General features: G+C 41.0%; 21 protein-coding genes. 19 read left to right on the top strand and 2 right to left on the bottom strand.

Going from position 1 to position 24,420, the window contains the following annotated elements; all coding sequences use genetic code 11:
- The first annotated feature begins 32 nt into the window (after positions 1 to 32).
- The 19 genes from DXB43_RS07225 (at position 33) to atpC (ending at position 23,103) form a co-directional block, all read left to right on the top strand.
- Complete coding sequence (locus DXB43_RS07225) at positions 33 to 1,631, top strand: response regulator (protein ID WP_117841665.1); 1,599 nt, start codon at positions 33 to 35, stop codon at positions 1,629 to 1,631.
- Positions 1,632 to 1,702: 71 nt separating this feature from the next.
- The gene (locus DXB43_RS07220; protein ID WP_243006652.1) at positions 1,703 to 3,526 is read left to right on the top strand and encodes a cache domain-containing sensor histidine kinase; all 1,824 of its coding nucleotides are present in this window, start codon (positions 1,703 to 1,705) and stop codon (positions 3,524 to 3,526) included.
- Complete coding sequence (locus DXB43_RS07215; protein ID WP_117947202.1) at positions 3,513 to 4,478, top strand: sugar ABC transporter substrate-binding protein; 966 nt, start codon at positions 3,513 to 3,515, stop codon at positions 4,476 to 4,478. The genes DXB43_RS07220 and DXB43_RS07215 overlap by 14 nt, the downstream gene beginning before the upstream one ends.
- Before the next feature lie 16 nt (positions 4,479 to 4,494).
- A complete protein-coding gene (locus DXB43_RS07210) occupies positions 4,495 to 5,508 on the top strand; it encodes a galactose ABC transporter substrate-binding protein (protein WP_305793755.1) in 1,014 nt (337 codons plus the stop codon).
- A gap of 18 nt (positions 5,509 to 5,526) precedes the next feature.
- A complete protein-coding gene (locus DXB43_RS07205; protein ID WP_117841547.1) occupies positions 5,527 to 6,102 on the top strand; it encodes a DUF6553 family protein in 576 nt (191 codons plus the stop codon).
- A 217-nt stretch (positions 6,103 to 6,319) separates the two neighbouring features.
- Positions 6,320 to 8,251 (top strand): [Fe-Fe] hydrogenase large subunit C-terminal domain-containing protein, encoded by a 1,932-nt coding sequence (locus DXB43_RS15630; protein WP_117947200.1) that lies wholly within the window; start codon positions 6,320 to 6,322, stop codon positions 8,249 to 8,251.
- A gap of 127 nt (positions 8,252 to 8,378) precedes the next feature.
- Positions 8,379 to 8,921 carry an ECF transporter S component gene (locus tag DXB43_RS07195; RefSeq protein ID WP_117698232.1) on the top strand — a complete coding sequence of 181 codons (543 nt, stop codon included), beginning with the start codon at positions 8,379 to 8,381 and terminating at the stop codon, positions 8,919 to 8,921.
- Positions 8,922 to 9,230: 309 nt separating this feature from the next.
- The gene (locus tag DXB43_RS07190; RefSeq protein ID WP_117947199.1) at positions 9,231 to 11,132 is read left to right on the top strand and encodes an NPXTG-anchored protein; all 1,902 of its coding nucleotides are present in this window, start codon (positions 9,231 to 9,233) and stop codon (positions 11,130 to 11,132) included.
- 174 nt (positions 11,133 to 11,306) lie between these two features.
- A complete protein-coding gene (locus DXB43_RS07185; RefSeq protein WP_117947198.1) occupies positions 11,307 to 13,427 on the top strand; it encodes a SulP family inorganic anion transporter in 2,121 nt (706 codons plus the stop codon).
- A gap of 84 nt (positions 13,428 to 13,511) precedes the next feature.
- A complete protein-coding gene (locus DXB43_RS07180) occupies positions 13,512 to 16,178 on the top strand; it encodes a hybrid sensor histidine kinase/response regulator (RefSeq protein ID WP_117947197.1) in 2,667 nt (888 codons plus the stop codon).
- A 23-nt stretch (positions 16,179 to 16,201) separates the two neighbouring features.
- Positions 16,202 to 16,522 carry a rhodanese-like domain-containing protein gene (locus tag DXB43_RS07175; protein WP_117841552.1) on the top strand — a complete coding sequence of 107 codons (321 nt, stop codon included), beginning with the start codon at positions 16,202 to 16,204 and terminating at the stop codon, positions 16,520 to 16,522.
- A gap of 309 nt (positions 16,523 to 16,831) precedes the next feature.
- Positions 16,832 to 17,518, top strand: coding sequence for a F0F1 ATP synthase subunit A (locus DXB43_RS07170; RefSeq protein ID WP_022243516.1), 687 nt, complete (start codon positions 16,832 to 16,834; stop codon positions 17,516 to 17,518).
- Positions 17,519 to 17,573: 55 nt separating this feature from the next.
- Complete coding sequence (gene atpE / locus DXB43_RS07165; RefSeq protein ID WP_012743658.1) at positions 17,574 to 17,804, top strand: ATP synthase F0 subunit C; 231 nt, start codon at positions 17,574 to 17,576, stop codon at positions 17,802 to 17,804.
- A gap of 33 nt (positions 17,805 to 17,837) precedes the next feature.
- Positions 17,838 to 18,290: a F0F1 ATP synthase subunit B gene (gene atpF, locus DXB43_RS07160; protein ID WP_117947196.1), complete on the top strand. Its 453-nt coding sequence runs from the start codon at positions 17,838 to 17,840 to the stop codon at positions 18,288 to 18,290.
- Positions 18,268 to 18,786, top strand: coding sequence for an ATP synthase F1 subunit delta (atpH, locus tag DXB43_RS07155; RefSeq protein WP_158564731.1), 519 nt, complete (start codon positions 18,268 to 18,270; stop codon positions 18,784 to 18,786). Before atpF ends, atpH begins: the two co-directional genes overlap by 23 nt.
- Positions 18,783 to 20,303, top strand: coding sequence for a F0F1 ATP synthase subunit alpha (gene atpA, locus DXB43_RS07150; RefSeq protein WP_442969677.1), 1,521 nt, complete (start codon positions 18,783 to 18,785; stop codon positions 20,301 to 20,303). The genes atpH and atpA overlap by 4 nt, the downstream gene beginning before the upstream one ends.
- Positions 20,304 to 20,321: 18 nt before the next feature.
- Positions 20,322 to 21,215 carry an ATP synthase F1 subunit gamma gene (gene atpG, locus DXB43_RS07145; protein ID WP_022243512.1) on the top strand — a complete coding sequence of 298 codons (894 nt, stop codon included), beginning with the start codon at positions 20,322 to 20,324 and terminating at the stop codon, positions 21,213 to 21,215.
- A 15-nt stretch (positions 21,216 to 21,230) separates the two neighbouring features.
- Positions 21,231 to 22,631, top strand: coding sequence for a F0F1 ATP synthase subunit beta (gene atpD, locus DXB43_RS07140; protein ID WP_117947193.1), 1,401 nt, complete (start codon positions 21,231 to 21,233; stop codon positions 22,629 to 22,631).
- Positions 22,632 to 22,686: 55 nt separating this feature from the next.
- On the top strand, positions 22,687 to 23,103 hold the full coding sequence (gene atpC, locus DXB43_RS07135) for an ATP synthase F1 subunit epsilon (RefSeq protein ID WP_117699298.1): 417 nt from the start codon (positions 22,687 to 22,689) through the stop codon (positions 23,101 to 23,103).
- 107 nt (positions 23,104 to 23,210) lie between these two features.
- On the opposite strand, the gene DXB43_RS07130 is transcribed toward atpC, so the two are convergent.
- Together DXB43_RS07130 and DXB43_RS07125 are read right to left on the bottom strand one after the other, a co-directional pair.
- Positions 23,211 to 23,435 carry a hypothetical protein gene (locus DXB43_RS07130; protein ID WP_147343675.1) on the bottom strand — a complete coding sequence of 75 codons (225 nt, stop codon included), beginning with the start codon at positions 23,433 to 23,435 and terminating at the stop codon, positions 23,211 to 23,213.
- A gap of 178 nt (positions 23,436 to 23,613) precedes the next feature.
- A complete protein-coding gene (locus tag DXB43_RS07125; RefSeq protein ID WP_442969676.1) occupies positions 23,614 to 24,420 on the bottom strand; it encodes a hypothetical protein in 807 nt (268 codons plus the stop codon).

The following is a 24,420-nucleotide window of genomic DNA, read 5'->3' as shown; positions in this document are numbered from 1 at the left end:
AGGAGAAGAAAGAGCTGAAAGAGGAACGTCATATGGAAAAGTATAAAGTGATTTTAGTTGATGATGAAATAGAAGCAATCCAGGCAATGGAACATAAGATGGACTGGGATGGACTGGGCTTTGAGGTGTCAGGCAGTGCAACCAATGGAGTGAAAGCCCTGGAACTGGTAGAAAATATACAGCCGGATGTTGTGATAACCGATATAAAAATGCCTTATATGAATGGCCTAGAACTGGCACAGAAGTTAAATAATGATTATCCCAATATACATATTATTATTTTTACAGGATTTGATGAATTTGAATATGCCAAAGAGGCAGTACATCTGGAAATTGAAGAATATATGTTAAAGCCGGTAAATGCAGTTGAATTATCTGACTGCATGGAAAGATTGAAAGAGACTTTAAACAGGGAAAGAGAAGAAAAATTAAATGTTAAAAAACTGCAAAATTATTTCCAGGATGCACTTCCGGTGCTAAGGACGAATTTTTTTGTTTCGTTAATTGAAGGCAGGGTAAATGAGACAGAATATGAGAAATTTTTATCTGCCTATCAGATTCCACTGGAGGGACCCTATTATTGCAGCGTGGTATTTCATACTTCAGAGCACCATGTGCCGGAAGGAATGAATCCATTGTTGTTATCCATGTCTGTCGAGCATGAAATAAAGGAAAGGATTGCATCAGAACTCAACTGTCAGGAATTTATGTATCTTGGGAATACAGTTTTGATAGTATCGCTTGATTCAGAAGATAAGGCAACAGAACTGACAGATTTTTGCGATAGATTCTGCAGATGGGCGAACCGTGTGATTGGTGCAGTTGTAACGGCCGGTGTTGGAAGATATTGCGATAGTCTTTTGAATATCAGTAATTCTTATGAAGGTGCAAGAAAAGCAGTATCCTACCGGGTTCTTTATGGAACTGCAAGGGCTATAAATATTGCGGAAGTAGTTCCACGGGAGCAGACGGTAGCCGTACAGTCAGAAGATACGAAAATGCATGAGTTGTTTAAAACGATTTATCTTGGAAATGTAAAAGACATTGAGTCAGCAGTAGAGAGGGAAGTGGAAAAACTTCATAAAAGTGCTGCTACAGTAAATCAGTATCATTTATCAGTTATGGAGATGGTAGGTGCTTTTTACCGGTTCTGTGCCAATAATTTTATGGACTTTAATGATTTCTTTGAAGAAAAAGAAAATCTCTATGAAAAGGTGCCGGAACTGGATAAAGCAACTCTGATGAAGTGGATGAAAAAAGCAGCAGTGGCAATTAGTGAAAAGTTGAAAAGTGCAAGAAATAATACTTCAAGGCGGCTGATTACAGATGCAAAGAATGTTGTGGCAGAGCGTTATATGGAACCTGATTTTTCCCTGGATACGGTATGCTCAGTGCTTGGTGTATCCAATTCGTATTTTTCAACGATATTTAAAAAAGAAACCGGGAAATCCTTTATTACATATCTGACGGATTACCGGATGGATGTCGCAGTCAGGCTTATTGTAGAAACCAATGATAAAAGTTATGAAATTGGAGAAAAAGTAGGGTATCTGGACGCAAATTACTTCAGTTATGTGTTTAAAAAGAAATTTGGAGTATCTCCGTCAAAATACAGAAAATCACCAGAATAGGAATATGGAGAGGTATGGATCAGAAAAAAAACAGAAAGAAAAAGCACGAAAAAAGGAATATAATTCAAAACATGATGCAGAATATTTCAGCCTGGATGGATATACAGTCACTGCTTATGACAGTTCTTTCTGCCATGACCATTGTTACAACAATAGTTATGGGATTACTGATTTATAGCCGTTTTAAAATGTCAGTAAAAGAAACCGCAATTTCCAATGCAGAAAGCCGGATAGAGAGTACAGTGGATCAGGTAAATAATGAATTGCGGAATATGAGACAGATTTGTAATGCTGTTAATTATAATATCGTACAGGAATATGATATTTCTGACCAGGAATTCAGCAGGCAGTTCAGTCTGTTGTATGAAGTAAATAATGATAAGCTGCAGAGTATGGCCCTTTATGACAGTGATGGGAAAATTATTGCAGCAGAACCAGTAGCTACCAGAGAAAAGAATCAGAAAGTAACAGAGCAGGACTGGTATAAAAGCGCTATAGATGAGATAGAAAATATACATATATCAACACCCCATATACAGGATTTGTTTGAGAATGAGACATATCAATATAACTGGGTGGTGTCTTTAAGCAGTCTTGTGGATATGAATCATGGTGACACTCCGGACAGTGGAGTATTGCTGGTTGATATGAAGTATTCCATGATAGAAGAGGTTTTAGATAACCTGAATGAAGCAGCGGGAGAGACGTATTATTATTTATGTACAGATGATGGGGAAATTCTTTATCACCCAAGAAAAGCAGAAATAGACAGGGGATTTTTTACAGAAGATAGCAGTACGGCTGCCGGTTATGCAGATGGTACATATGAGATTTCTGTGAATGTGGAAAAAAGTAATATAGTTGTGAACAGTCTATCTTATACCGGATGGAAACTGGTAGGAGTTGTACCGGAGGGGGTGCAGACGGCAAGCATTAATAAGTTCCGGTATTATATAATTGCCACGGCAATTATTCTTCTGATGATGCTTTTTGTTGTGAATAAAATTATGGCAAGAAAGATTTCGAAACCGATTTTGAAATTGGATGAATCCGTAAAGTCTTATGAAACAGGAGAAAAGACTGAAATATATATAGGGGGTGCTTCAGAGATAAGGCATCTGGCATATTCTGTCCAGAATTCATATAAGCAGATAGAACAATTGATGGAAGAAATTATCCGGCAGCAGAATAAGCGGAGAAAAAGTGAAATGGATGCACTGCAAAGCCAGATTAATCCACATTTTCTTTATAATACACTGGAATCCATCACCTGGATGGTAGAGGCAAATAAGAATGAAGAAGCTGTTTTTATGATTTCGGAACTGGCAAAACTGCTTCGCATCAGTCTTTCAAAAGGAAAAACAGTGATAAGGATTTCGGAAGAATTACAACATAGCAAAAGTTATATGAACATACAGCAGATTCGTTATAAAGACCGGTTTCAAGTGGAATTTCTGATTGATAAAAACGTAGAGGAATGCTGTACTGTAAAACTGGTAGTACAGCCATTGCTTGAAAATGCGATTTATTATGGAGTAGGAAATATGGATGAAGATGAGGGCGGCAAAATTATTGTACGCGGTGAGCAGAAAGGGAATGATATTTTCCTGTCGGTAGAGGACAATGGAATGGGCATGAGCCAGGAAGTGGTTGATAATCTTCTGACAAATAGTGAAAAAGTTCCGAAGCATGGTTCGGGAGTTGGGCTTATCAATGTGCATACCAGGATACAACTGATGTTTGGCAAAGAATATGGATTAAAAATTTACAGTGAGCCGGATGAAGGAACAAAGGCTGTAATACATATTCCGGCAATTCCTTATTCAGAGGAAAAACGTGGAGAACTTGAAAATCAGAACAGAAAAAGAGAGAGGGTAGAAGATGAAGAAAAATAAGCTTACCTTTATTCTCACAGAACTGATGCTTATTGTACTGGCTGCATTTTTTATAATCAGGATTTTTTCAGATAATGAGTCGATGAAAAGAGTTGCGGTTATTGTGGAAGATTCCGGAGATAAGAGATGGGATGCATTGCTGAATGGGTTAAAACAGTCTGCGGAAAATAATAATCTGCATCTGATCATTTGTAATACAGATTTAATTGAAAGCATGGAGGATGAAGAAGAACTGATTAATGAACAACTGCAGAATAATGTAGATGCATTTGTAATCTGTCCGGCTCCGGGAAAAGAAACAAAGACTATGCTAAACCGGCTGCAGGGGGAGAGACCGTTTATACTGATTAATGAGGATACCTACGCAGAAGAGCCATCTGGTTATGCAACGGTAAAGCCGGATAATTATAAGATTGGTCAGATGCTTGCGGAGCGGTTAATACAGGATGATGAAGAACAACTGGAGAATAAAAAAATCGGTGTCATTCTTGGAAAGGCAGAGACAGAGGAAAATGTGAACAGAATTGCAGGGTTGAAAGATGGTCTGGAGGGAAGTGGTTGTGAAATTTCCTGGGAGTACAATTATGCCAGGGGAAACCAGAACACCAGTGAGATTATTGCATCTAAGAAACAGGTGGATTATCTGGTAATTCTGGACAATTGGGCATTAGAAGAAGTGGGGGAGGCTGCAGAAGAAAATAAGTATCACGGTGCAAAGATTTATGGAGTTGGAAGCAGTGAAAAAGCAATTGTGTTATTAGATAATCAGAATATAGAATGTCTTGTCGTACCGGATGATTATGAGACGGGGTATAAGAGTATGAATGAGATTGCAAAAAAGCTAAGGCATTCCTTTTACAAAATGAACAGTTGTAAAACAGAAGTCAGAATAATCAATAAAGAAGATTTGTATTCAAAAGATCTGGAAAGGTTTTTGTATTCATATGAGTAGAACAAGAAGAAGGACAATGGCGGTTACGGTAACACTGATAATACTGATACTGGTGCTGTCCGGATGCAATCAGAAGACAAAGCGGATAGAAAATACGCTGAGGGTGAGTGTAGTTACCTATACGCATGATGACCCGTTTATCAATGCCACGGTGGATGAACTGAAGGAAGAGTTAAAGAAGCGGGAAACAGAAGAACGGAAGATTATAACATCTGTCAGAAGTGCAGATAATGATCAGAAAGCCCAGAATGAAATTGTCGAAGAAATGATAGATGCCGGGTGTGATATTTTATGTGTAAATCTGGTTGACCGAACGGATCCGACAACCGTTATCAGACTGGCAAGACAGAATGATATTCCTGTCATTTTCTTTAACAGAGAACCGGTTCCGGAGGATTTGTCGCAGTGGAATCAACTATACTATGTAGGATGTGAGGCAAAACAGTCCGGCGAGATGCAGGGAGAAATTGCAGCAGATTACATAAAGAATCATCCTGAGGTTGACAGGAATCAGGATGGGAGAATTCAGTATATTTTACTGGAGGGAGAGGCTGGACATCAGGATGCCATCAGCCGTACAGACAGTTCGGTAAAGACACTGATAGAACAGGGAATCAATCTGGAAAAACTGAGCTACCTGTTTGCAGACTGGAACAGGGGACAGGCGGAAAATAGAATGAATCAGATTATCAGTCAGTATGGGACCGAAGTGGAGATGGTTATTTCCAACAATGATGAAATGGCATTAGGGGCAATTGAAGCTTATAAAGATGCCGGTTATAACCGGCAGGAGTGGCCGATTATATTTGGTATTGACGGATTGGAAGATGCATTAGAGGCAATACAGAATGGAACCATGCAGGGAACCGTATATAATGACAAGGAAGACCAGGCTGGAGAAATGGCAAGGCTTGCAGTGGACATTTATGATGGAAAGAATCAGGAAGTACAAAGCCTGCAGGAAGAAAAATACTATGTATCTCAGTATCGTAAAGTTGACATCAGTAATGTTGAAGATTTTATAAAATAGTGACGAAGAGGAAATATTATGCAGGAAGATTCAAAGTGGCTGAATGATTTTTATCAGGAAGTTAATGCTGGAAAAAGAATGGAACTATGGCAGAAGCACGGGTGTACGGAACAAGCAGAAGGAGATACTTTCCGGGAGCAGCTTTTATATGCTCGATATGGAAAGAAGAAAAAGAAAGAGGATACCTTTATTGGTTATCTGATGCAGATGAAATATCTTTCGGAAAGTACCGGAGTAGATTTTTCGGGACAGCGGAAGAAACAGGCAGTTGAAATCATAAATGGGTTATATCTTCTGGATGCAGAGAACCGAAGCCGGGTGGAACAGGAGATACTTCAGGCAGAATTAAAGAATACGTTTCTTACATTTATGGATGTGAGTAAAAAGGGAAGAGGTTTCACCTCTTTAGTATTTGGAATGGGACAGCTGTCAGAGGAAGGAATTGCTAAAAAAATAGCAGAGCAGATAAGTGCAATTGCATTTACAATGCCACATAAATTTCATATGGACAGGGAATTTGCAGTTTTGCAGAAAGCTGCGTTGGAAGCATTCCGGCAGCAATACCCTGAGCGGGAGCATTTTCTGATGAAATAGCTGCAGATTTTTGCCAGACAATAGAGATGAGGACTATTTTTTACTCGAAAATTGTCGAAAATTGTGGAAAATCGTAAGAATAAAACACATTAAAAATGTGAAAATTTGACAATTTTATTGAGAAATAATATTATTAACGAATAGATAAATATGAGATATTATTTGTTGAAATTGAAAAAAGGTAGCTTATGAGTATAAGTAAAGGGTGGTGCTTGAAATGAGTCTGGTTTTTACCAATGACAACTGTATTGGGTGTAACAAATGTATTCGCGTGTGTCCTTGTCCGGGGGCATGTGTGGCAGTAACAGAAGAAGATGGAACAGAGCGGATTCAGGTAGATCCGGCAAGGTGTATTGGCTGTGGTGCATGTATGGATGCCTGCAAGCATGGTGCAAGAGAGTTTGAAGATGATACGGAGCAATTCTTTGCAGACCTTGCAAAAGGTGAGAAAATATCCATACTATTAGCTCCGGCGTTCAAGGCAAACTATCCTGAAGATTATGAGAGGGTATTGGGAGGATTAAAGAATCTTGGAGTGAACCGTATAATCAGTGTATCTTTCGGTGCAGACATTACAACCTGGGGATATCTTAATTATGTAAAGAAATACAACTTTACCGGTGGAATTTCCCAGCCATGTCCGGCAATTGTGGGATATATTGAACACTACTTACCGGAGCTTCTTCCAAAGTTATTCCCGGTACACAGTCCGATGATGTGCAGCGCAATTTATGCAAAACAGGAGATGGAAATTACGGATAAACTGGCATTTATCAGTCCATGTGTTGCAAAATGGTCAGAGATTCATGACCCGGATACAGAAGGCTATGTATCGTATAATGTGACATTTGATCATTTGATGAAATATGTAAGAGAACATAATATATCAGGTACATTTGCCAGTGATGAAATTGAATATGGACTTGGTTCCATCTATCCGATGCCGGGTGGCTTGAAGGAAAATGTATACTGGTTCTTAGGGGACGATGTATATATACGTCAGATAGAAGGAGAGAAACACACATATCGTTATTTAGAGGAGCATAAGGAAGAAATTGCAAAGGGCATGAATAAAGAATTATTCATTGACGCATTAAACTGTGGAATGGGTTGTATTTACGGAACCGGTGTTGAAGAGGAAATTGCAGGAACAGATAAAGCTTTATATAATATCCATCAGATACAGGAGAACTGTAAGAAGAATACAAAGAACAGTGCATGGTCAAGAAAACTGACTCCGGCACAGCGCCTTGCAAAATTAAATAAGCAGTTCTCAAAATTAAAATTGGAGAATTATCTTAGAAAATATACAGACTGCTCCGAAGAGTGTAATTATAAACTTCCGTCTACAGAGGAACTGAATCAGATTTATGATGAGATGGGCAAGAAGACTAAGGAAGCAAGATGCATTGACTGCGAATGCTGTGGCTATGAAAGCTGTGAAAAGATGGCATTTGCTATTTATAATGGCTTCAATAAGAAGGAAAATTGTATTCATTTTGTAAAGGATACCGTAGAGGAAGAGAAGAAGAGAGCATTAGAACTTGCTGATGAAATCAAGGCAGAAAAAGATGCAGTGGAGAAACAGCAGGAGAATATTAAAACAACGGTGGAGACAGTCAATGACTTGTTTGTATCACTCTATGATTCTGTGGATGATATGGTGAATGGAAACGAAAGTAATGCGACGGAATGCAGTGCAGTATCAGAGGAAATTGGTAATGTGTCTGAATTCTGTGAGAAGCTGACTGGCAGAATGCAGGAGATTGATATGCTGTTGGAATCTATGGCAGAGAATAATCAGGAAGTAGTCTCCATTGCTGCACAGACTAACCTTCTGGCATTGAATGCCAATATCGAAGCAGCCCGTGCAGGAGAGGCGGGAAGAGGTTTTGCAGTAGTTGCAGATGAGATAAATAAACTGGCCATGAATTCCAAGGATACGGCATCCCGGAGTACAGAGAGCCAGGCAAAGGTAAAAGAATCCATTGCGGAGATTATCAAAGATGCGGATGAGCTGGCAAATGTTGTAAATGATACCGGCAACCGGATTCAGAATCTTGCCGCAGCAACGGAGGAGATTGCAGCATCGTCCAATGTGATTTTAAGTGCCGCAAATAGTGTAAAGAGCACACTGGAACAATTATAAAAATGGTTTACAGAATCGCAGATGAGAAATCATCCGGTTGCATTCTAGCTTTCATTGGAGTATGATTGCGTTGGTATGGAACCGGTCAGTTCCTACGAATATAGATGCACAGGAGGAGAAAGACATCATGAAAATGAAAACCAGACAAATTACAGTTAGTGCAATTATGCTTGCAATCTGTATTGCAAGTCAGTTCTTTAAAAATTTAAGTGTATACATAACAGGACCAGTTATCAATGCAGCATTAATCTTAACTGTATTGTATGCGGGACTGGCATGCGGAATTATTTTAAGTATTATTACACCGGTTACTGCATTCTTTATTACCGGAAGCCCGGTAATGGCAGCCATTCCAGCAATGTTTCCATGCATTATGGCAGGAAATGCCATTCTGGTGCTTTGTGTAGCGTTGCTTAAGGGTAAGCTTGGTAGTAAAGCAGGATTCCCGGTTTCTATTGTAATCGGTTCTATCTTAAAAGGATTATTTATGGGAGTTGTAATTTCCCTGATTATTTTACCAAATATGCTTCCGGAGAAAATGGCACCAATGTTAAAGGTATTGCAGCTTCAGTTCTCACTGACTCAGGTAGTTACCGCACTGATTGGTGGAGTGTATGCATTTATTATTGCGGCAGCATTAAGAAAGACTTCATTAGGCAAGCAGGATTAGTAGAATACGAACAGAATAAAAATAAAAATGGAATCCCCCGGAGCAGGCGGTTAATAATAACCCAAATCTGTTTCGGGGGATTTTTGGTTACGCGATAATTAGAAAAACTTGCAAAGCGTGTCTCTCGTAGTTGCCGGGTACCCGTAAAAAGCTGCCGGCAGCTATTGGTGCGGGTTTTGTAGATTGAAATTCTGCCCCAAAAAGCCGGGTGAGATAAATTTCTCATATTTTGAAACGGATGTAGACTGCACAGAATCTATCGTTTTCCTTATAGTGTTTTTATAATACGAAGAAAGGAAGGATAGATTTATGAAAATGAAACGTGCTTTAAAATGTATTGGTGCAGTGGCACTGGCAGCATCCCTGATGATGGTTCCGTCCATGATTCCGGTGCAGGCATCAAATGGACCATGCATGGAAGGAGAGTTTGCATTTGCCAATATTCAATTGAATGATACGGTTGTATTTTCCACCAATGAGAAAAATACAGTGGACGGAGCGTCTTATGACCAGGCAAGCAATACGCTGACCTTAACCAATTATGACCATCCGGATGTTGCACTTTATACCAACATGATGGGAGACGATTTTAAATTGAATCTGGTAGGCAGTAATAAGCTGCAGAATCTTGGAATCTGGCATGGCGGCTGGGGCGGCTCCCTGACAATCTGCGGTTCCGGAAGCCTTACTGTCAATGAAAACAGAAAGAATCCGGATGGTATTGAATTATTTGCAGAAGGCGGCAAGTCGCTGCTGACGGTTTCCGGGGACAGTACAGTAACGGTATATCGTGGAACTGACGGATGTCCGTTTGGTTCATCCTGGAATTATACGTCATCACCGATTGTGGCAAAGGGACAGGTTAATGACATGAAGATTCAGGCAGAGCATCCTTTTGAAATGATTCAGGTATATGGTGGTTATTTTGGAACTGATATCAGTCCGGTCCAGAGTGATGTGTATACAAAAACCGGAGAAGAAGGCCGGTTTGTTATAACAGAAGTAACCGATATGTCCGGAAATAAGACCTACCGGATTGAAAAATTGCAGGAATGCACTACGCTGGGTGCAGAGGTAGCAATAACTGTAGAAGATAAGCTTACGGATATTTCGGCATATACAGCAAATGGAGAGATAGCAGCTTATTATTCCACTACGATGGCAAGTGGAGGAAGTGATGCCTGTCTGGTAAAGAAACAGGATACGGGAGACACCTTTATTTATAGAGGAACCTATTATGAGGCTGGTAATTCTTACCGGATTCTTTGTCCGATTCTTATGAGTTATACGGATTATAATACACAGGAAACCAGATATCTTATGGACGCAGCACATCCGGTTATGAAAGAGCTTGTAGAAAACATGGCGCTTGCGGAAGATACCTTACCGGCTGGTTATGAATTTGAAGGAAAAGAAGTAGAGAATGTTTACAATGTATATTCCGGGGCGGATGTGATTTCCTTTACACCGAAGCAGGTTGTAGTGAATGGCGTAGTGGATGTAACAGATGGAGATACCGCTATTTCCGACAATGGCTTCCAGCAGATATTGGCAGAGAATCAGACAAAGGACATTGTTATCAAATCCAATGATGAGCTTTCCTTTACCTTTGGAAAAGGAACCATGTCAGCCGTTGATAATGTTTCCAGCTATGATTTTGGAGTAAAGATTGTAAAAGATTACAGTGAGCTGGGCACGCTTCCAAATGCAGTAAATAAGAATATTTTCATTGAACAGATTAAGTATAATTATTCCGGTCAGCTTCCGGCAGAAGCACAGATTCGTATTTTTGTGGGAACCCGGTATGCCGGAAAGACATTATATTACAGCCGGTTATTTGACAATGGAACGATTTTAAATATTGATGCGGGAGTAGTAGATTCAGAAGGATATCTGACCGTAAAACAGAATCATTGCTCTACTTATCTTATTACCACAGAAAAGCTGGCAGATACGGCTGCCACAGGAAATGGTGGTACAACATCCGGAAATGGCGGTACAACTTCTGAAAGTGACAGTACAGCTTCCGGTGGTGCGGCTGGAACAGCAGCAAATGCATCAACAACAGCAAATAGCCAGCCAACCGTAAAGACATCCGGTAAACCAAAGACAGGTGATAATTCTGCAATTGCAGTTTGTATGACATTGATTGCAGCAGGTTGTGGAGGAATGTTTGTTTTCAGAAGAAAGAAAGCAACTGAAAATGAATAATCAGAAATAAAAAAGAATAATCAGAATGGAATAAACAGAACAGAATAATTAGAACAACCAGAACAGAAAGGACAGGCACGGATAAAGAGCCTGTCCTTTCTGCTGCCAAAAGAATTGTACAATCATCTTATTTGCCGTATAATAAAAAATAATATAGTAGAAAGAAGCGATAATATGCGCATACAACTTGCAGCTACCATTCGTAAATATGATAAGAAAAATCTTCCAAAGGATATTCTGGCCGGTATTATTATTATGGCAGTTTCCATTCCGATAGCTATGGGTTATGCACAGATTGCAGGACTTCCGGCAGTCTATGGTCTGTATGGTTCCATTTTCCCAATTCTGATATTTGCACTGTGTTCGACTTCACCACAGTTTATTTTTGGCGTAGATGCGGCACCGGCAGCCTTAATCGGTTCGGCACTGGTGGGACTTGGTATTGAGAGTGGAAGCAGTGAAGCAATTGCAGCAGTGCCGGTACTTACTTTCTTTGTGGCAGTCTGGTTATTGGCGTTTTATTTTATGAAAGCAGGAAAACTGGTGAACTATATTTCGGCACCGGTTATGGGTGGATTTATTACCGGAATCTGCACCACGATTATTCTGATGCAGGTACCAAAGTTAATGGGCGGTACCGCCGGCGTTGGAGAACTCATTGAGCTGGTGGAGCATATCGGGCAGACGAAGGTGAATCTGCCATCACTGATTTTAGGCGGCATTTCCCTTCTGATACTTCTTGTATCAAAGAAAGTAATGCCGAAATTTCCAATGGCAGTGCTTTTGATGGCAGCAGGAGCAGTAATGACAAAATTTTTTCCGGTGAGGGAATGGGGAATCCAGACGTTGTCTGCAGTAGAACCGGGACTTCCACAGTTTGTGATTCCGGATATCCGCATGCTTCCGATGAAAGAGGTAGTAACTATCAGCCTTTCGGTGGCAGTGGTCATTATGGCAGAAACGCTTCTGGCAGAAAATAATTTCGCACAGAAGAATGGATATCGAATGAATGATAATCAGGAAATTTTTGCATTCTCCATGGGAAATTTCCTGGCAGCATTTACAGGCTGCTGTCCTATTAATGGCTCTGTTTCAAGAACTGCAATGGGAGAACAGTATCAGAGTAAGACACAGCTGACCGGAATCATAGCCGGTTTATCCATGCTGGTATTGCTGCTTTGCGGAACCGGATTTATCGGCTATCTTCCGATTCCGATGCTGACGGCAATTGTAATTTCTGCATTACTTGGGGCAACGGAATTTGAGCTTGCTGCAAGATTGTTGAAGGTCAGCCGTACAGAATTCTTCATTTTCTTAGGCGCATTCTTTGGTGTGCTGATGCTTGGAACCATCAATGGCGTTTTGATTGGCATTATACTTTCCTTTACTGAGATGATTATCCGTACTGCCAAGCCATCAAGATGTTTTCTTGGAATCCAGCCGGGACATCGCCATTTCCGGGATTTAAAAGAAAGTCATCAGATACATGCGATAGAAGGCGTTCTGATATACCGGTTCAGCAGTAATCTCTTTTTTGCTAATGTGCAGATGTTAAAGCGGGACATTGAAGACAATATAAAAGAGGATACGAAGGCAGTCATTTTAGATGCCAGTGCTATCGGCTCCATGGACATTACAGCGGCGGATCAGTTGGAAATGCTGTATCAGGGTCTTAAGAAACGTGGTATCTGTTTTTATATTACAGAACATATTGCAGATTTGAATGAACAGATGCGAAAGCTTGGTCTGGGACACATCATAGAAGAGGGCAGCGCAAGAAGAACAATACATATTGCTTTAAAGGATATGGGTTATGAACGTCCTTATCCGCTGGAGGGCGGTGTAGACAATAAACAGCGCAGTGCCTCAAGAAAGAGGGCGGATAACCGGGTGCAGGAATTTGTCTGGGCATTTGGTTCGGAAACTGAAGATGCTATAGAGCGGCAGATTGTGGCACAGATAGAACAGCTGAAAAAGACAGGAGATGTGGAAAAGCTGTTACATGGAAGCTGGTCCCATATGGAAGAACTGGACGAAGATGAGTGGCTGGAGCATTTAGAGGAGCATTTGAAAGAGATTGTTAATATTTCCGGTAAAGATGAAAGAACGCTGGCTATGCGGTTAGAGGAACATCGACGGGAAGTACATGAGCGTATTGCAAAGGAACATCCGGAACTGGCAGAGCGCTTTAAAGAACGCCGGCATGCGTTAGACGAACATCTGAAGGAACGGAGACCGGAGGTTTATGCACTGGTAGAGGACTTAAGGGAAAAACGGACTTCAGGAAAGATTTAATTAGGCAGAGACATCTTGCTTTTTCGACAAAATTTGCAGGAACCAGTCTGATAATCTGAAACAGATTGGAAGGTATTATGCGGGATGAAAAAGGAAAAGCAGGAAAAAAGGTTTTTTACGGTATTGATTGTATGTATTGTGGTTATGGCTTTGATATTTGGCTGGATGTCAAAAGACCTTGGGGGTTCAAATCAATACATTGATAAGAACAGCAAACAGAGTTTATCTGAACTGATGGAACAGATGGAGCGTGCTTACCGGAACCGTCTGGAGATTACTTATGAACAGATAGATTCTATTGAAAAATATATGTTCGGGGATGGGGAAAGGGAAGCAGAACTGAAAGATTACCAGAACTATTTTGACTCTATGGAAAGTAATATGGTGCGGGATATTGTCTTTGTCAATGATGAAGGTGAATATCTGTGCATGCGTGGACTGAATGGCAGAATACAGATGCAGGATGGATTGTCAGAATTATTTGGTGAGAATAAAGGAATTGCCCAGTACTGTACCTGGAAGGATGGAGAGGAAATCTTTATAATTGCAAAATCAGTAGATTCTTTTTTGGTCAATGGGGAAGAATATGAAGCAATTGCATTTCTATTCCGGCCACAGATTATTAACGATCTTTTTGTAACGTCTGCTTATAACGGACAGGCTAATATCTATGTCATGGATGAAAACGGAGAAGTGGCATATGCAAGCATTAATAATGAGCCGGGTGAAGTAACCATAAATTATAATCTGTTTGATAGTTACCATGAACAAAAGATTATGAATAAGAAAGATTATGAAAAAGTGAAGTCGGACTATGCAGAACGCAGCTCCGGGTGTATAACCCTGGAACGTGAAAATGAGTCCGACTATTTTTCGTATCGTGCATTAAAAGGAACACAGTATATGATAGCCTGTGAAGTGGACATTACGATTGTGCAGAATGTACTGGCAGATTATCAGATTATGATGCTGCATATCTGGCTGACAGTGACCTGCATTATCATTGCAATGTTAGCAGCACTGGGTATTAGTATTCTATGGATTTATAATGAAAAGAATAAGGTAGCTTACGCGAGACGAAATGCAATGCAGCAGGCAGAAGCAGCAGAGAAGCTGGAAGAAGTCAATACTGCATTGGAAGAGACGGTGCTGTTTGCAAATACGGCAAAAGCAGAGGCAGAGCGTGCCAATGAAGCGAAAAGTGTATTTTTATCCAATATGAGCCATGATATGCGGACTCCTTTAAATGCGGTTATGGGACTGGCTACACTGATTTCAAGAGATGCTGAAAATTCGGATTGTGTCCGGGAATATGCAAGAAAACTGACTTATTCAGGGGAACATCTGCTTGGACTCATTAATGATGTCCTTGATATGTCGAAGATTGAGGCCGGTAAAACGGTCCTTAATATTATGAACACGAATATTGCTGAACTGGTGGAAGAACTGGATATGATTATCCGTTCACAGACCAGAGAGAAGGGGCAGGAATTCATGATTCATGTACATCGGATAGAAACAGAAGAAGTGGAAGCAGATAAATTACGTCTGAAGCAGATACTGCTGAACATTTTATCCAATGCAGTAAAATATACCCCAAAGGGCGGTAAGATAGTATTTGATATTACAGAAGTACCAAAGAAAAAGGGAAACTTTGCACAGTATCAGTTCCGGATCAGTGATAATGGACAGGGGATGGGTGAAGAGTATCTTAAGAATCTTTTTGACCCATTCAGCCGGGAAGTGCAAAGCACTGTTAATCCGGTTTCCGGAACGGGTCTTGGAATGCCAATTGCCAAGAGCCTGGTGGAGTTAATGGGTGGAAGCATTCATGTGAAGAGTAAGCTTGGAAAAGGAACTGCTTTTGAGGTGATTTTGAATTTCCGGAAAATAAAGTACCAGGAGAAGGTTAACTGGTGGAAACTGCAGAAGATAAGCCAGGTACTGGTGGTTGATGATGAGAGTGAATCAGGAAGATATATTATGGATACGCTGCATCCGTTTGGGATTGATGTGCAGACAGCAGATTCCGGCAAAATGGCGGTTCATATGGCAGAACAGGCTGTGGAAGCCGGAAAAACAAAGACCTGGGATGTTGTAATTATAGACTGGAAGATGCCGGGAATGGATGGTGTTACTACAGCAGAAAAATTGCATCAGATTCTGGGAGAGAAAACAGTATTACTGCTTTTTGCCTATGATTGTAAGGAGATAGAAGAAGCAGCGGGTTATGCTGGAATTCAAAGTATTTTAAGCAAGCCGTTTTTTGTGACAAATTTTAAACGGTGCATCGAACAGGCAAGAAAAGAGCAGCAATTGCAGGGGAAAGGACAAGCAACAGAAAAAGAGAAAATGACATTAAAAGGAATGCGTTTTCTGATAGCAGATGATAATGATTTAAATGCAGAAATATTGGAAGAACTGTTAAAAATGGAAGGTGCAGACTGTGACCGGGCAGTAAATGGCAAGGAAGCAGTAGAAATGTTTGCAAGAGCGGAGGAAGGACGATATAATATTATTTTAATGGACATTAAGATGCCTGTTATGAATGGCTATGATGCAACGAAAGAAATCCGGAGACTTAAGAAGAAGGAAGCAGCGAAAATACCGATTTTTGCCATGACTGCCAATGCCTTTGCGGAAGATATCCGGACCTGTATGGAAGCAGGGATGGATGCACACATTGCCAAACCGGTGGATCTGGATTTATTAGAAGAAAACATCCGGATTTATATGCAGGCAAAAGCATAACAAAAGAAGAAGGGAACAGAAGAATGGGTATTTTTAAGAAACGTCTGACTGTAAATGAAGCAATCAATGCAGCGCATACTTCGGAAAATGCAATTATAATTGACTGCCGGGCAAAGGAAGATTACCAGAAAGGACATGTGGCAGGAACAAAGAATATTCCGCTGGACAAGATAACGGAAGACCGTATTTTGCGGAGATTCCCGGATAAGGAAAAATCTTTTTATATTATAGGAAGTTATAGCTGCCGGTCCGAAAAGGCGGTAAAAGCATTTAAGAAATTAGGCTATAAGAATGCCATTTTCGGCGGTTATATGGAGGAACACCACGGAATTCTGGTGAAGTAAGCTTAATGATTAAAATTGTATAAAGTCTATAAAGAATAAGAAAAATGCAGAAAATGTTTGTGAAAAAACAGGAAATTTCTGCATTTTTTTAATGTCAAAATATACAAATTTACGCAAGTGTACAAATTGCATAAAAAAACAACCAAAAAACTGGCAAAAATTGCAGAAGAATATGGAATATTTACACGAAAAAACGGCAAATGGTCAGACCTATTTTCACGGGAAGAAAACGGTTGCGTTTGCATTTTTTTCTTGTTAGAATTTTAACGATTTAAAAATGCCTTAGAGCAGCAGAAGGAAGTGAGACAGATGGATGCTCTGGTAAATAGCCTGATGGAAGAATTGAACTGTGAAACGGTATTTACAATTCCGATTTTCGGAGGCATTCCCATTTATGAATCCGTAGTAGTAACCTGGATTATCATGGCAGTAGTTATTGTGCTGTGCATACTCCTGACCAGGAACTTAAGTGTGGAACATCCGGGACGCAGACAGATTATTCTGGAAACGGCTGTAAACGGGTTGAATAACTTCTTCCGGGATACCATAGGCGAAAATGGAAAGCAGTATATTCCTTATCTTATGACGGTGGCAATCTATATTGGAATTGCCAACTTAATCGGTCTGCTGGGATTTAAACCACCGACCAAGGATATGAATGTTACTGTGGCATTGTCCCTGATGAGTATCATATTGATTGAGATGGCGGGTATCCGCAGGAAAGGAACGAAGGGCTGGCTTAAGAGTTTTGCAGAGCCGATGCCGGTAGTACTTCCAATCAATATTCTGGAGGTCTTTATCAAACCATTGTCGCTGTGTATGCGACTTTTTGGAAATGTATTAGGTTCATTTGTCATTATGGAATTGCTGAAAATGGTAGTACCGGCAATTCTGCCAGCAGTATTTAGCTGTTATTTTGACATTTTTGACGGATTGATTCAGGCATATGTATTCGTATTTCTGACCGCATTGTTCGTCAAAGAAGCAACCGAATAGGGAAGAAAAAACAAAAAGAGAAACAAAAAAGTAGAAAAGAAAAGGAGTGCATATTATGTCATCAACATTATTAGTAGCAATCGGAGCAGGTATCGCAGTATTAACAGGTATTGGAGCAGGACTTGGAATTGGAAAAGCAACATCATCCGCAGTAGATGCAATTGCAAGACAGCCGGAAGCAGAGAGCAAAATCAGCAAATCACTTCTTCTTGGATGTGCATTGGCAGAGGCAACTGCTATTTACGGATTCGTTATCGCATTGTTAATCATCCTCTTCTTAAAATAATAAAGAAAGATTATAGAAAGGCAGGTACGGGAAATGCTTAGCATTAATTTTTGGAATATCTTATGGACCGTTGTAAATCTGCTGGTATTATATGTAGTCTTTCGTAAATTTCTTTATCAGAGAGTCATGAATGTGATTGAGGCAAGAGAAGAAATGGTAAAGAAGCAGTTCGACGATGCAAAGAAAAGCGAAGAAGATGCCAGAAAATTAAAGGCAGATTATGAAGAACACTTATCGGATGCAAGAACGGAGGCAGACCAGATTATTATTGATGCCAGAGCAAGAGCAGAAGAAGAGCATGCACGCTCGGTAGAGAAGACCCGGGAAGAGACTGAGCATATGTTAGAAAAAGCCAAGGAAGATATTGCAAACGAGCAGGAAAAGGCACAGCAGGCAGCTCAGGCTGAGATTGCCAGACTGGCAGTCATCGCTGCACGGAAAATTATGAAAACAGGTGATGCTCATGACACAGGAAGCAGTAAATAACGCAAAGGTATTGTATCGGCTGGGTGCCACAAGACAGGAGGCAGATGAACTCCGGGAGCTTTATGAGCTTACACCGGAACTGCTTAAGGTTCTCACAAGTCCGGTGATTTCCATACATAAGAAGGATGCCGTGATAGAGAAAATTTATCAGGATGCCGGATTATCCAAGGTGCTTGTGAACTATACCAGGATGATGTGCAGACTGGGTTTTATCGGAGAAATGGAGGATATACTGGATGCATTTTATCTCTATTGGGACAGACAGAATCATATCCTGCGTGCAGAACTGACCTGTGCAGGCACACCACAGCCGGAAGAAGAAGCAGAGGCAAGAAAGATTCTTGCAGAGAAATATCCCGACTGTGAGATTGTTCTGACAGAAAAGGAAGATGAGAATCTCTTAGGCGGATACATCATTAAGGTTCATCATAAAGAATATGACAGAAGCTATGAAGGCCGCTTACGTCAGTTGGAAAGAAAATTAACAGGGAGGTGAAGCCTGTGGGCGCAATTAGTGCTGCAGACATAATCTCGATTATCCAGAGCGAGATAGAAGAATTTGACTGGGATGAATCCAGTCGTGAGACCGGTTCCGTAATCTGGGTTGGTGATGGAATTGCAACCATTTACGGAATTGACCATGCAATGTATGGTGAAATTGTTGTATTTGATAACGGTGTCAAAGGAATGGTACAGGATATCAGACAGAATGAAATCGGTGTTATTTTATTCGGCCGTGATACCGGAATCAAAGAAGGAACCAAAGTGGTTCGTACCAGGAAAAAAGCCGGAATCCCGGTAGGGGAAGGCTTTGTTGGAAGAATTATCAATGCATTAGGTGAGCCGATTGATGGAAAGGGCGAGATTAAGGAAGATGATTATCGTCCAATCGAAGAGGAAGCACCGGGCATTGTAGAACGTAAATCAGTAAATACACCAATGGAAACAGGAATCTTGTCCATTGACTCCATGTTCCCAATTGGTAGAGGACAGCGAGAGTTAATTATCGGAGACCGTCAGACCGGAAAGACCTCCATTGCAACAGATACCATCATTAACCAGAAAGGCAAAGGAGTAATCTGTATCTATGTTGCCATCGGACAGAAGGCGTCCAGTGTAGCAAAAATCGTATCTACACTGACCAGGCATGATGCAATGGATTATTCCATTGTGGTTTCCTCAACTGCAAGTGATCCTGCATCCATGCAGTACATCGCACCATATGCAGGAACTGCAATGGCAGAATACTTTATGCATCAGGGAAAAGATGTGTTAATCGTATATGATGATTTATCCAAACATGCGGTAGCATATCGTGCAATCTCTCTGCTGTTAGAGCGTTCTCCGGGACGTGAAGCTTATCCTGGTGACGTATTCTACTTACATTCCAGATTGTTAGAGCGTTCCAGTCGTTTAAGTGATGAATTGGGCGGAGGTTCCATTACCGCACTGCCAATCATTGAGACACAGGCAGGAGACGTATCCGCATATATTCCGACCAACGTCATTTCCATTACAGACGGACAGATTTTCTTAGAGAGTAACCTTTTCTTCTCAGGTATGCGTCCGGCAGTCAACGTTGGTTTGTCCGTATCCCGTGTCGGTGGTGCTGCACAGACCAAGGCAATGAAGAAGGCATCCGGAAGTATCCGTATCGACCTGGCACAGTATCGTGAGATGGAAGTATTTACCCAGTTTGCATCGGATCTTGATGATATGACCAAGGCACAGTTACAGCATGGAAAAGCATTGATGGAGCTTTTAAAACAGCCACTCTGCCATCCGCTTTCCCTGCATGAACAGGTAGAGACACTGTGTATGGCAAACCATGGTGTATTTGATAAAGTAGAAACAAAGAATGTAAAACAGTATCAGAATGAGATTCTTGAATATATGGATTTGAAGCATCCGGAAATCGGCAGGGAAATTGAAGAAACCAAAGTGCTTTCCGATGAACTGACCGATAAGATTGTTGCGGCTGCAAAAGAATTCGAAGACAGTAGAAATCAATAGGAATGAGCAGGTGTTGTTATGGCAAATGCAAAGGAAATTCAGGATCGGATGAAGAGTATCAATGATACATTGAAGATTACCAATGCAATGTATATGATTTCTTCTTCGAAGCTGAAGAAATCAAAGAAAATGCTTTCTGACACAGAACCTTATTTCTTTACCCTGCAGTCGGAAATGAGCAGAATCTTAAGACATCTTCCGGATATAGAGGACATTTATTTTAAGACCAACGAAGAGAAAAAGCCGGAAGAACGGATGGTAGGTTATATTGTTATTACGGCAGATAAGGGTCTGGCAGGCTCCTATAACCATAATGTATTAAAGCTTGCAGAGGAGCATTTGAAAGCACATAAAAATAACAAACTGTTTGTATTAGGTGAGTTAGGCCGTCACTATTTTGAACAGCGTGGAATTGAGATTGATAAGCAGTTCCACTATACCGTACAGAATCCGACATTGAACCGTGCAAGAAATATTGCAGAGGAACTTCTGGAACTGTACCGGAAAGAAGAGTTAGACGAAGTCTATATCATCTATACCAGCATGGTCAATGCGATTCAGGAGGAGACACAGATCAGACAGCTGCTCCCACTGAAGAAAGCAAGTTTTAACGTGAAACTGCCTGCAGATATTCCGATGGAGGAACTGGCATTGAAACCATCTCCGGAGGCAGTGATGGATCGAATTGTACCGGATTATGTAGTTGGTTTCATCTATGGAGCGTTAGTTGAGTCTTATTCCTGCGAGCAGAACGCAAGAATGATGGCAATGGAGGCAGCAACCAAAAGTGCCAAAGATATGCTCCATGAGCTGGATATTTTATATAATCGTGCAAGACAGGCAGCAATTACCCAGGAAATAACCGAGGTCATTGCAGGAGCGAAAGCTCAGAAACGGAAAAAGAGGCAGTGATAAGGAGGCTTTTTCATGAAGACAGGAAAAATCATACAGGTGTTAGGCCCGGTAGTGGATGTCTCATTTGAAGACGAAGAATTGCCGGCAATCAAAGACGCCCTTGAAGTGAAAAACGGCGATAAGAAGTGCATCATGGAAGTGGCACAGCATATCGGAAATCATATGGTACGTTGTATTATGTTAGCTTCCAGTGAGGGACTTTGCCGTGATATGGAAGTAACCGCTACAGGAAGCGGAATAAAAACTCCGGTCGGTGAGCAGACATTGGGAAGACTGTTCAACGTATTAGGAGAGGCAATCGATGGTGGCGAACCATTGAAGGATGCACCGGAATGGGTCATTCATCGTGAACCGCCGGCATTTGAAGACCAGAATCCGGCAGAAGAAATCTTAGAGACCGGAATTAAAGTTATCGACCTTTTAGCTCCATATGCAAAAGGTGGTAAGATTGGATTGTTTGGTGGAGCCGGAGTAGGTAAAACCGTATTGATCCAGGAGTTAATCAGTAATATTGCAACAGAGCATGGTGGATATTCTATTTTCACCGGTGTTGGAGAGCGTTCCCGTGAGGGTAATGACCTCTGGACAGAAATGAAGGAATCCGGTGTATTAGAGAAGACTGCCTTAGTGTTCGGTCAGATGAACGAGCCGCCTGGAGCACGTATGCGTGTGGCTGAGACCGGACTTACCATGGCAGAATATTTCCGTGATGAGAAACACCAGAATGTGCTTCTTTTCATTGACAATATTTTCCGTTTTACACAGGCAGGTTCTGAGGTATCTGCATTGTTAGGACGTATGCCTTCCGCAGTAGGATATCAGCCGACACTGGCAACTGAAATGGGTGAATTGCAGGAGCGTATTGCATCTACAAAGAACGGTTCTGTTACATCCGTTCAGGCAGTCTATGTACCGGCAGACGATTTAACTGACCCGGCACCGGCTACTACTTTCGCACATCTGGATGCGACCACCGTACTTTCCAGAAAGATTGTAGAGCAGGGTATTTATCCGGCAGTAGACCCGCTGGAATCTACATCCCGTATCTTAGAGGCAGATATCGTTGGAGAAGAACATTATCAGGTAGCCCGGAAAGTACAGGAGATTCTGCAGAAATACAAAGAGTTACAGGATATCATCGCAATTCTTGGTATGGAAGAGCTGGCAGATGAGGACAAGTTACTGGTATATCGTGCAAGAAAGATTCAGAAGTTCTTATCACAGCCGTTCCATGTAGCAGAGAACTTTACCGGCGTAAAGGGTGTTTACGTTCCATTATCTGAAACCATTCGTGGATTCAAGGCAATCATCGATGGTGATATGGATCAGTATCCGGAAAATGCATTTTTCAACGTAGGAACAGTAGAAGACGTTATCCGTAAAGCAGAAGAGATGGAACACCAGAATGCATAGCATATATTGTGCAGGAATACGCCTGGTGACATCTTTCGAATAAAGAGGTGCAAATATGGCAGGAAATACATTTTATTTAAAAATAATTGCAGCGAACCGGGTATTCTATGCCGGCAGATGCCGTTCACTGATTGTTCCGGAATATGATGGACAGAAAGAGATTCTGGCACATCATGAGGATATGGTTATTGCCATAGATGAAGGTGAAATGCGTTTTCAGCCGGAAGGAACTGCAAATTGGGAATATGCAGTAGTTGGTATGGGCTTTGTGGAAATCGTCAACAACCGTGTGACACTTCTGGTAGAAACCGCAGAGCGTCCGGAGGAGATTGACGTTGCCCGTGCCAGAGAAGCAAAAGAACGTGCCGAGGAGCAGATGCGGCAGAAGCAGAGCATCCAGGAATACTATCATTCCAGAGCATCCTTATCCCGTGCCCTGACCCGGCTGAAGGCAACCAGCAAGTACCAGTAAGCAATAGGAAACCCGCAGATTATCTGTTTGAAAACAGGTGGTCTGCGGGTTTCTTGAGCTGCCGGTGGCAGGTTCTATAGGTATCAAATATTTATGTAATATAAAAGTTATTTCATGAGTGCAGTAACATCCTCTAAAGGAAGATTACAAAGTTCTGCTATTTCCGTTGCATCAAATTTTCCAGTATTCAATAGACGAAGGGCAGTATCGGTAGAAGCCTGTTTCTGTCCCTGCTTAATGCCTTGTTTTAATCCCTGCTCAACACCGGCGTCAAATTCGGCTTTTCTCAGTTTTTTCTCTTCTTCAACTTTATCGTATTCAAAAATACTCATAGCAATTACCTCCGCCTGATTCTTCCTAAGAAAATCTGCCAGAATATTTTCCTGAATGCATTCGGTGACAGCCTTTTGCACGGCATCATCCAAAGGCATTTGTTCGGTAAAAGAACGAACCTTTGCGACATAAATGGAATATCTGGCAATAGGATGTTAGTGAAAAATTGAAACAAGGTTATTTCATGAGTGCAGTAACATCCTCCAAAGGAAGATTACAAAGTTCAGCTATTTCTTTCGTATCAAATTTTCCTGTTTTTAAAAGGCGAAGGGCGGTATCGGTAGAAGCCTGCTTTAATCCCTGTTCAACACCGGCATCAAATTCGGCTTTTCTCAGTTTTTTCTCTTCTTCAACTTTATCGTATTCAAAAATACTCATAGCAATTACCTCCGCCTGATTCTTCCTAAGAAAATCTGCCAGAATATTTTCCTGAATGCATTCGGTGACAGCCTTTTGCACGGCATCATCCAAAGGCATCTGTTCTGCAAAGGAACGAACCTTTGCAACATAAATGGAATATTCCTTTAATATCTGGCAATGGGACATTAACTCGTTGTTGTGTCCTGCGTTTACATTGAATGTAGTAACAATAAGTTCTAACGATGGATTGTCAGTTACATGATAAAAAGCATCTGACAAACGGCTGGTATAGCAATCATCTATCGGTGTGCTTCCATTATAAAATACAATAAAATGGGGATTTGGAATTTTTTGTAGTGCAGAAGAATACAGGGATTTCTTATCCACAAGCTTCTGGTATTCCGCTGCGATGTAGAATAAATCCCGAAGCGGAATATTTGGATTCATTGTGGACTGATGCTCGTATAGATAGAGATTCATGTCCAGAATAAAAGCCAGATCGTTCTTCATTCCCATGTAAATGGCATTTTCCAGAGTTGCAATTTCAAGCGCACCGGAATCCGTGTAATGACTGTTATTAACTGCATTATAAAGGGAAAGTAACGCTTCCTTATCCGAAAACAG

Source organism: Roseburia sp. OM04-10BH (assembly GCF_003462605.1).
GTDB lineage: Bacteria > Bacillota > Clostridia > Lachnospirales > Lachnospiraceae > Roseburia_C > Roseburia_C amylophila.
This window is presented reverse-complemented; position numbering and strand designations above follow the sequence as displayed.

Coding starts and splice junctions, on each gene's coding strand:
- DXB43_RS07170 (WP_022243516.1), top strand. CDS start 16,832: ATGGATGCTCTGGTAAATAGCCTGATGGAAGAATTGAACTGTGAAACG.
- DXB43_RS07215 (WP_117947202.1), top strand. CDS start 3,513: ATGAAGAAAAATAAGCTTACCTTTATTCTCACAGAACTGATGCTTATT.
- DXB43_RS07130 (WP_147343675.1), bottom strand. CDS start 23,435: ATGAGTATTTTTGAATACGATAAAGTTGAAGAAGAGAAAAAACTGAGA.
- atpH (WP_158564731.1), top strand. CDS start 18,268: ATGACACAGGAAGCAGTAAATAACGCAAAGGTATTGTATCGGCTGGGT.
- DXB43_RS07225 (WP_117841665.1), top strand. CDS start 33: ATGGAAAAGTATAAAGTGATTTTAGTTGATGATGAAATAGAAGCAATC.
- DXB43_RS07175 (WP_117841552.1), top strand. CDS start 16,202: ATGGGTATTTTTAAGAAACGTCTGACTGTAAATGAAGCAATCAATGCA.
- DXB43_RS07195 (WP_117698232.1), top strand. CDS start 8,379: ATGAAAATGAAAACCAGACAAATTACAGTTAGTGCAATTATGCTTGCA.
- DXB43_RS07190 (WP_117947199.1), top strand. CDS start 9,231: ATGAAAATGAAACGTGCTTTAAAATGTATTGGTGCAGTGGCACTGGCA.
- atpE (WP_012743658.1), top strand. CDS start 17,574: ATGTCATCAACATTATTAGTAGCAATCGGAGCAGGTATCGCAGTATTA.
- atpC (WP_117699298.1), top strand. CDS start 22,687: ATGGCAGGAAATACATTTTATTTAAAAATAATTGCAGCGAACCGGGTA.
- DXB43_RS07185 (WP_117947198.1), top strand. CDS start 11,307: ATGCGCATACAACTTGCAGCTACCATTCGTAAATATGATAAGAAAAAT.
- DXB43_RS15630 (WP_117947200.1), top strand. CDS start 6,320: ATGAGTCTGGTTTTTACCAATGACAACTGTATTGGGTGTAACAAATGT.
- DXB43_RS07205 (WP_117841547.1), top strand. CDS start 5,527: ATGCAGGAAGATTCAAAGTGGCTGAATGATTTTTATCAGGAAGTTAAT.
- DXB43_RS07220 (WP_243006652.1), top strand. CDS start 1,703: ATGATGCAGAATATTTCAGCCTGGATGGATATACAGTCACTGCTTATG.
- DXB43_RS07210 (WP_305793755.1), top strand. CDS start 4,495: ATGGCGGTTACGGTAACACTGATAATACTGATACTGGTGCTGTCCGGA.
- DXB43_RS07180 (WP_117947197.1), top strand. CDS start 13,512: ATGAAAAAGGAAAAGCAGGAAAAAAGGTTTTTTACGGTATTGATTGTA.
- atpF (WP_117947196.1), top strand. CDS start 17,838: ATGCTTAGCATTAATTTTTGGAATATCTTATGGACCGTTGTAAATCTG.
- atpG (WP_022243512.1), top strand. CDS start 20,322: ATGGCAAATGCAAAGGAAATTCAGGATCGGATGAAGAGTATCAATGAT.
- atpD (WP_117947193.1), top strand. CDS start 21,231: ATGAAGACAGGAAAAATCATACAGGTGTTAGGCCCGGTAGTGGATGTC.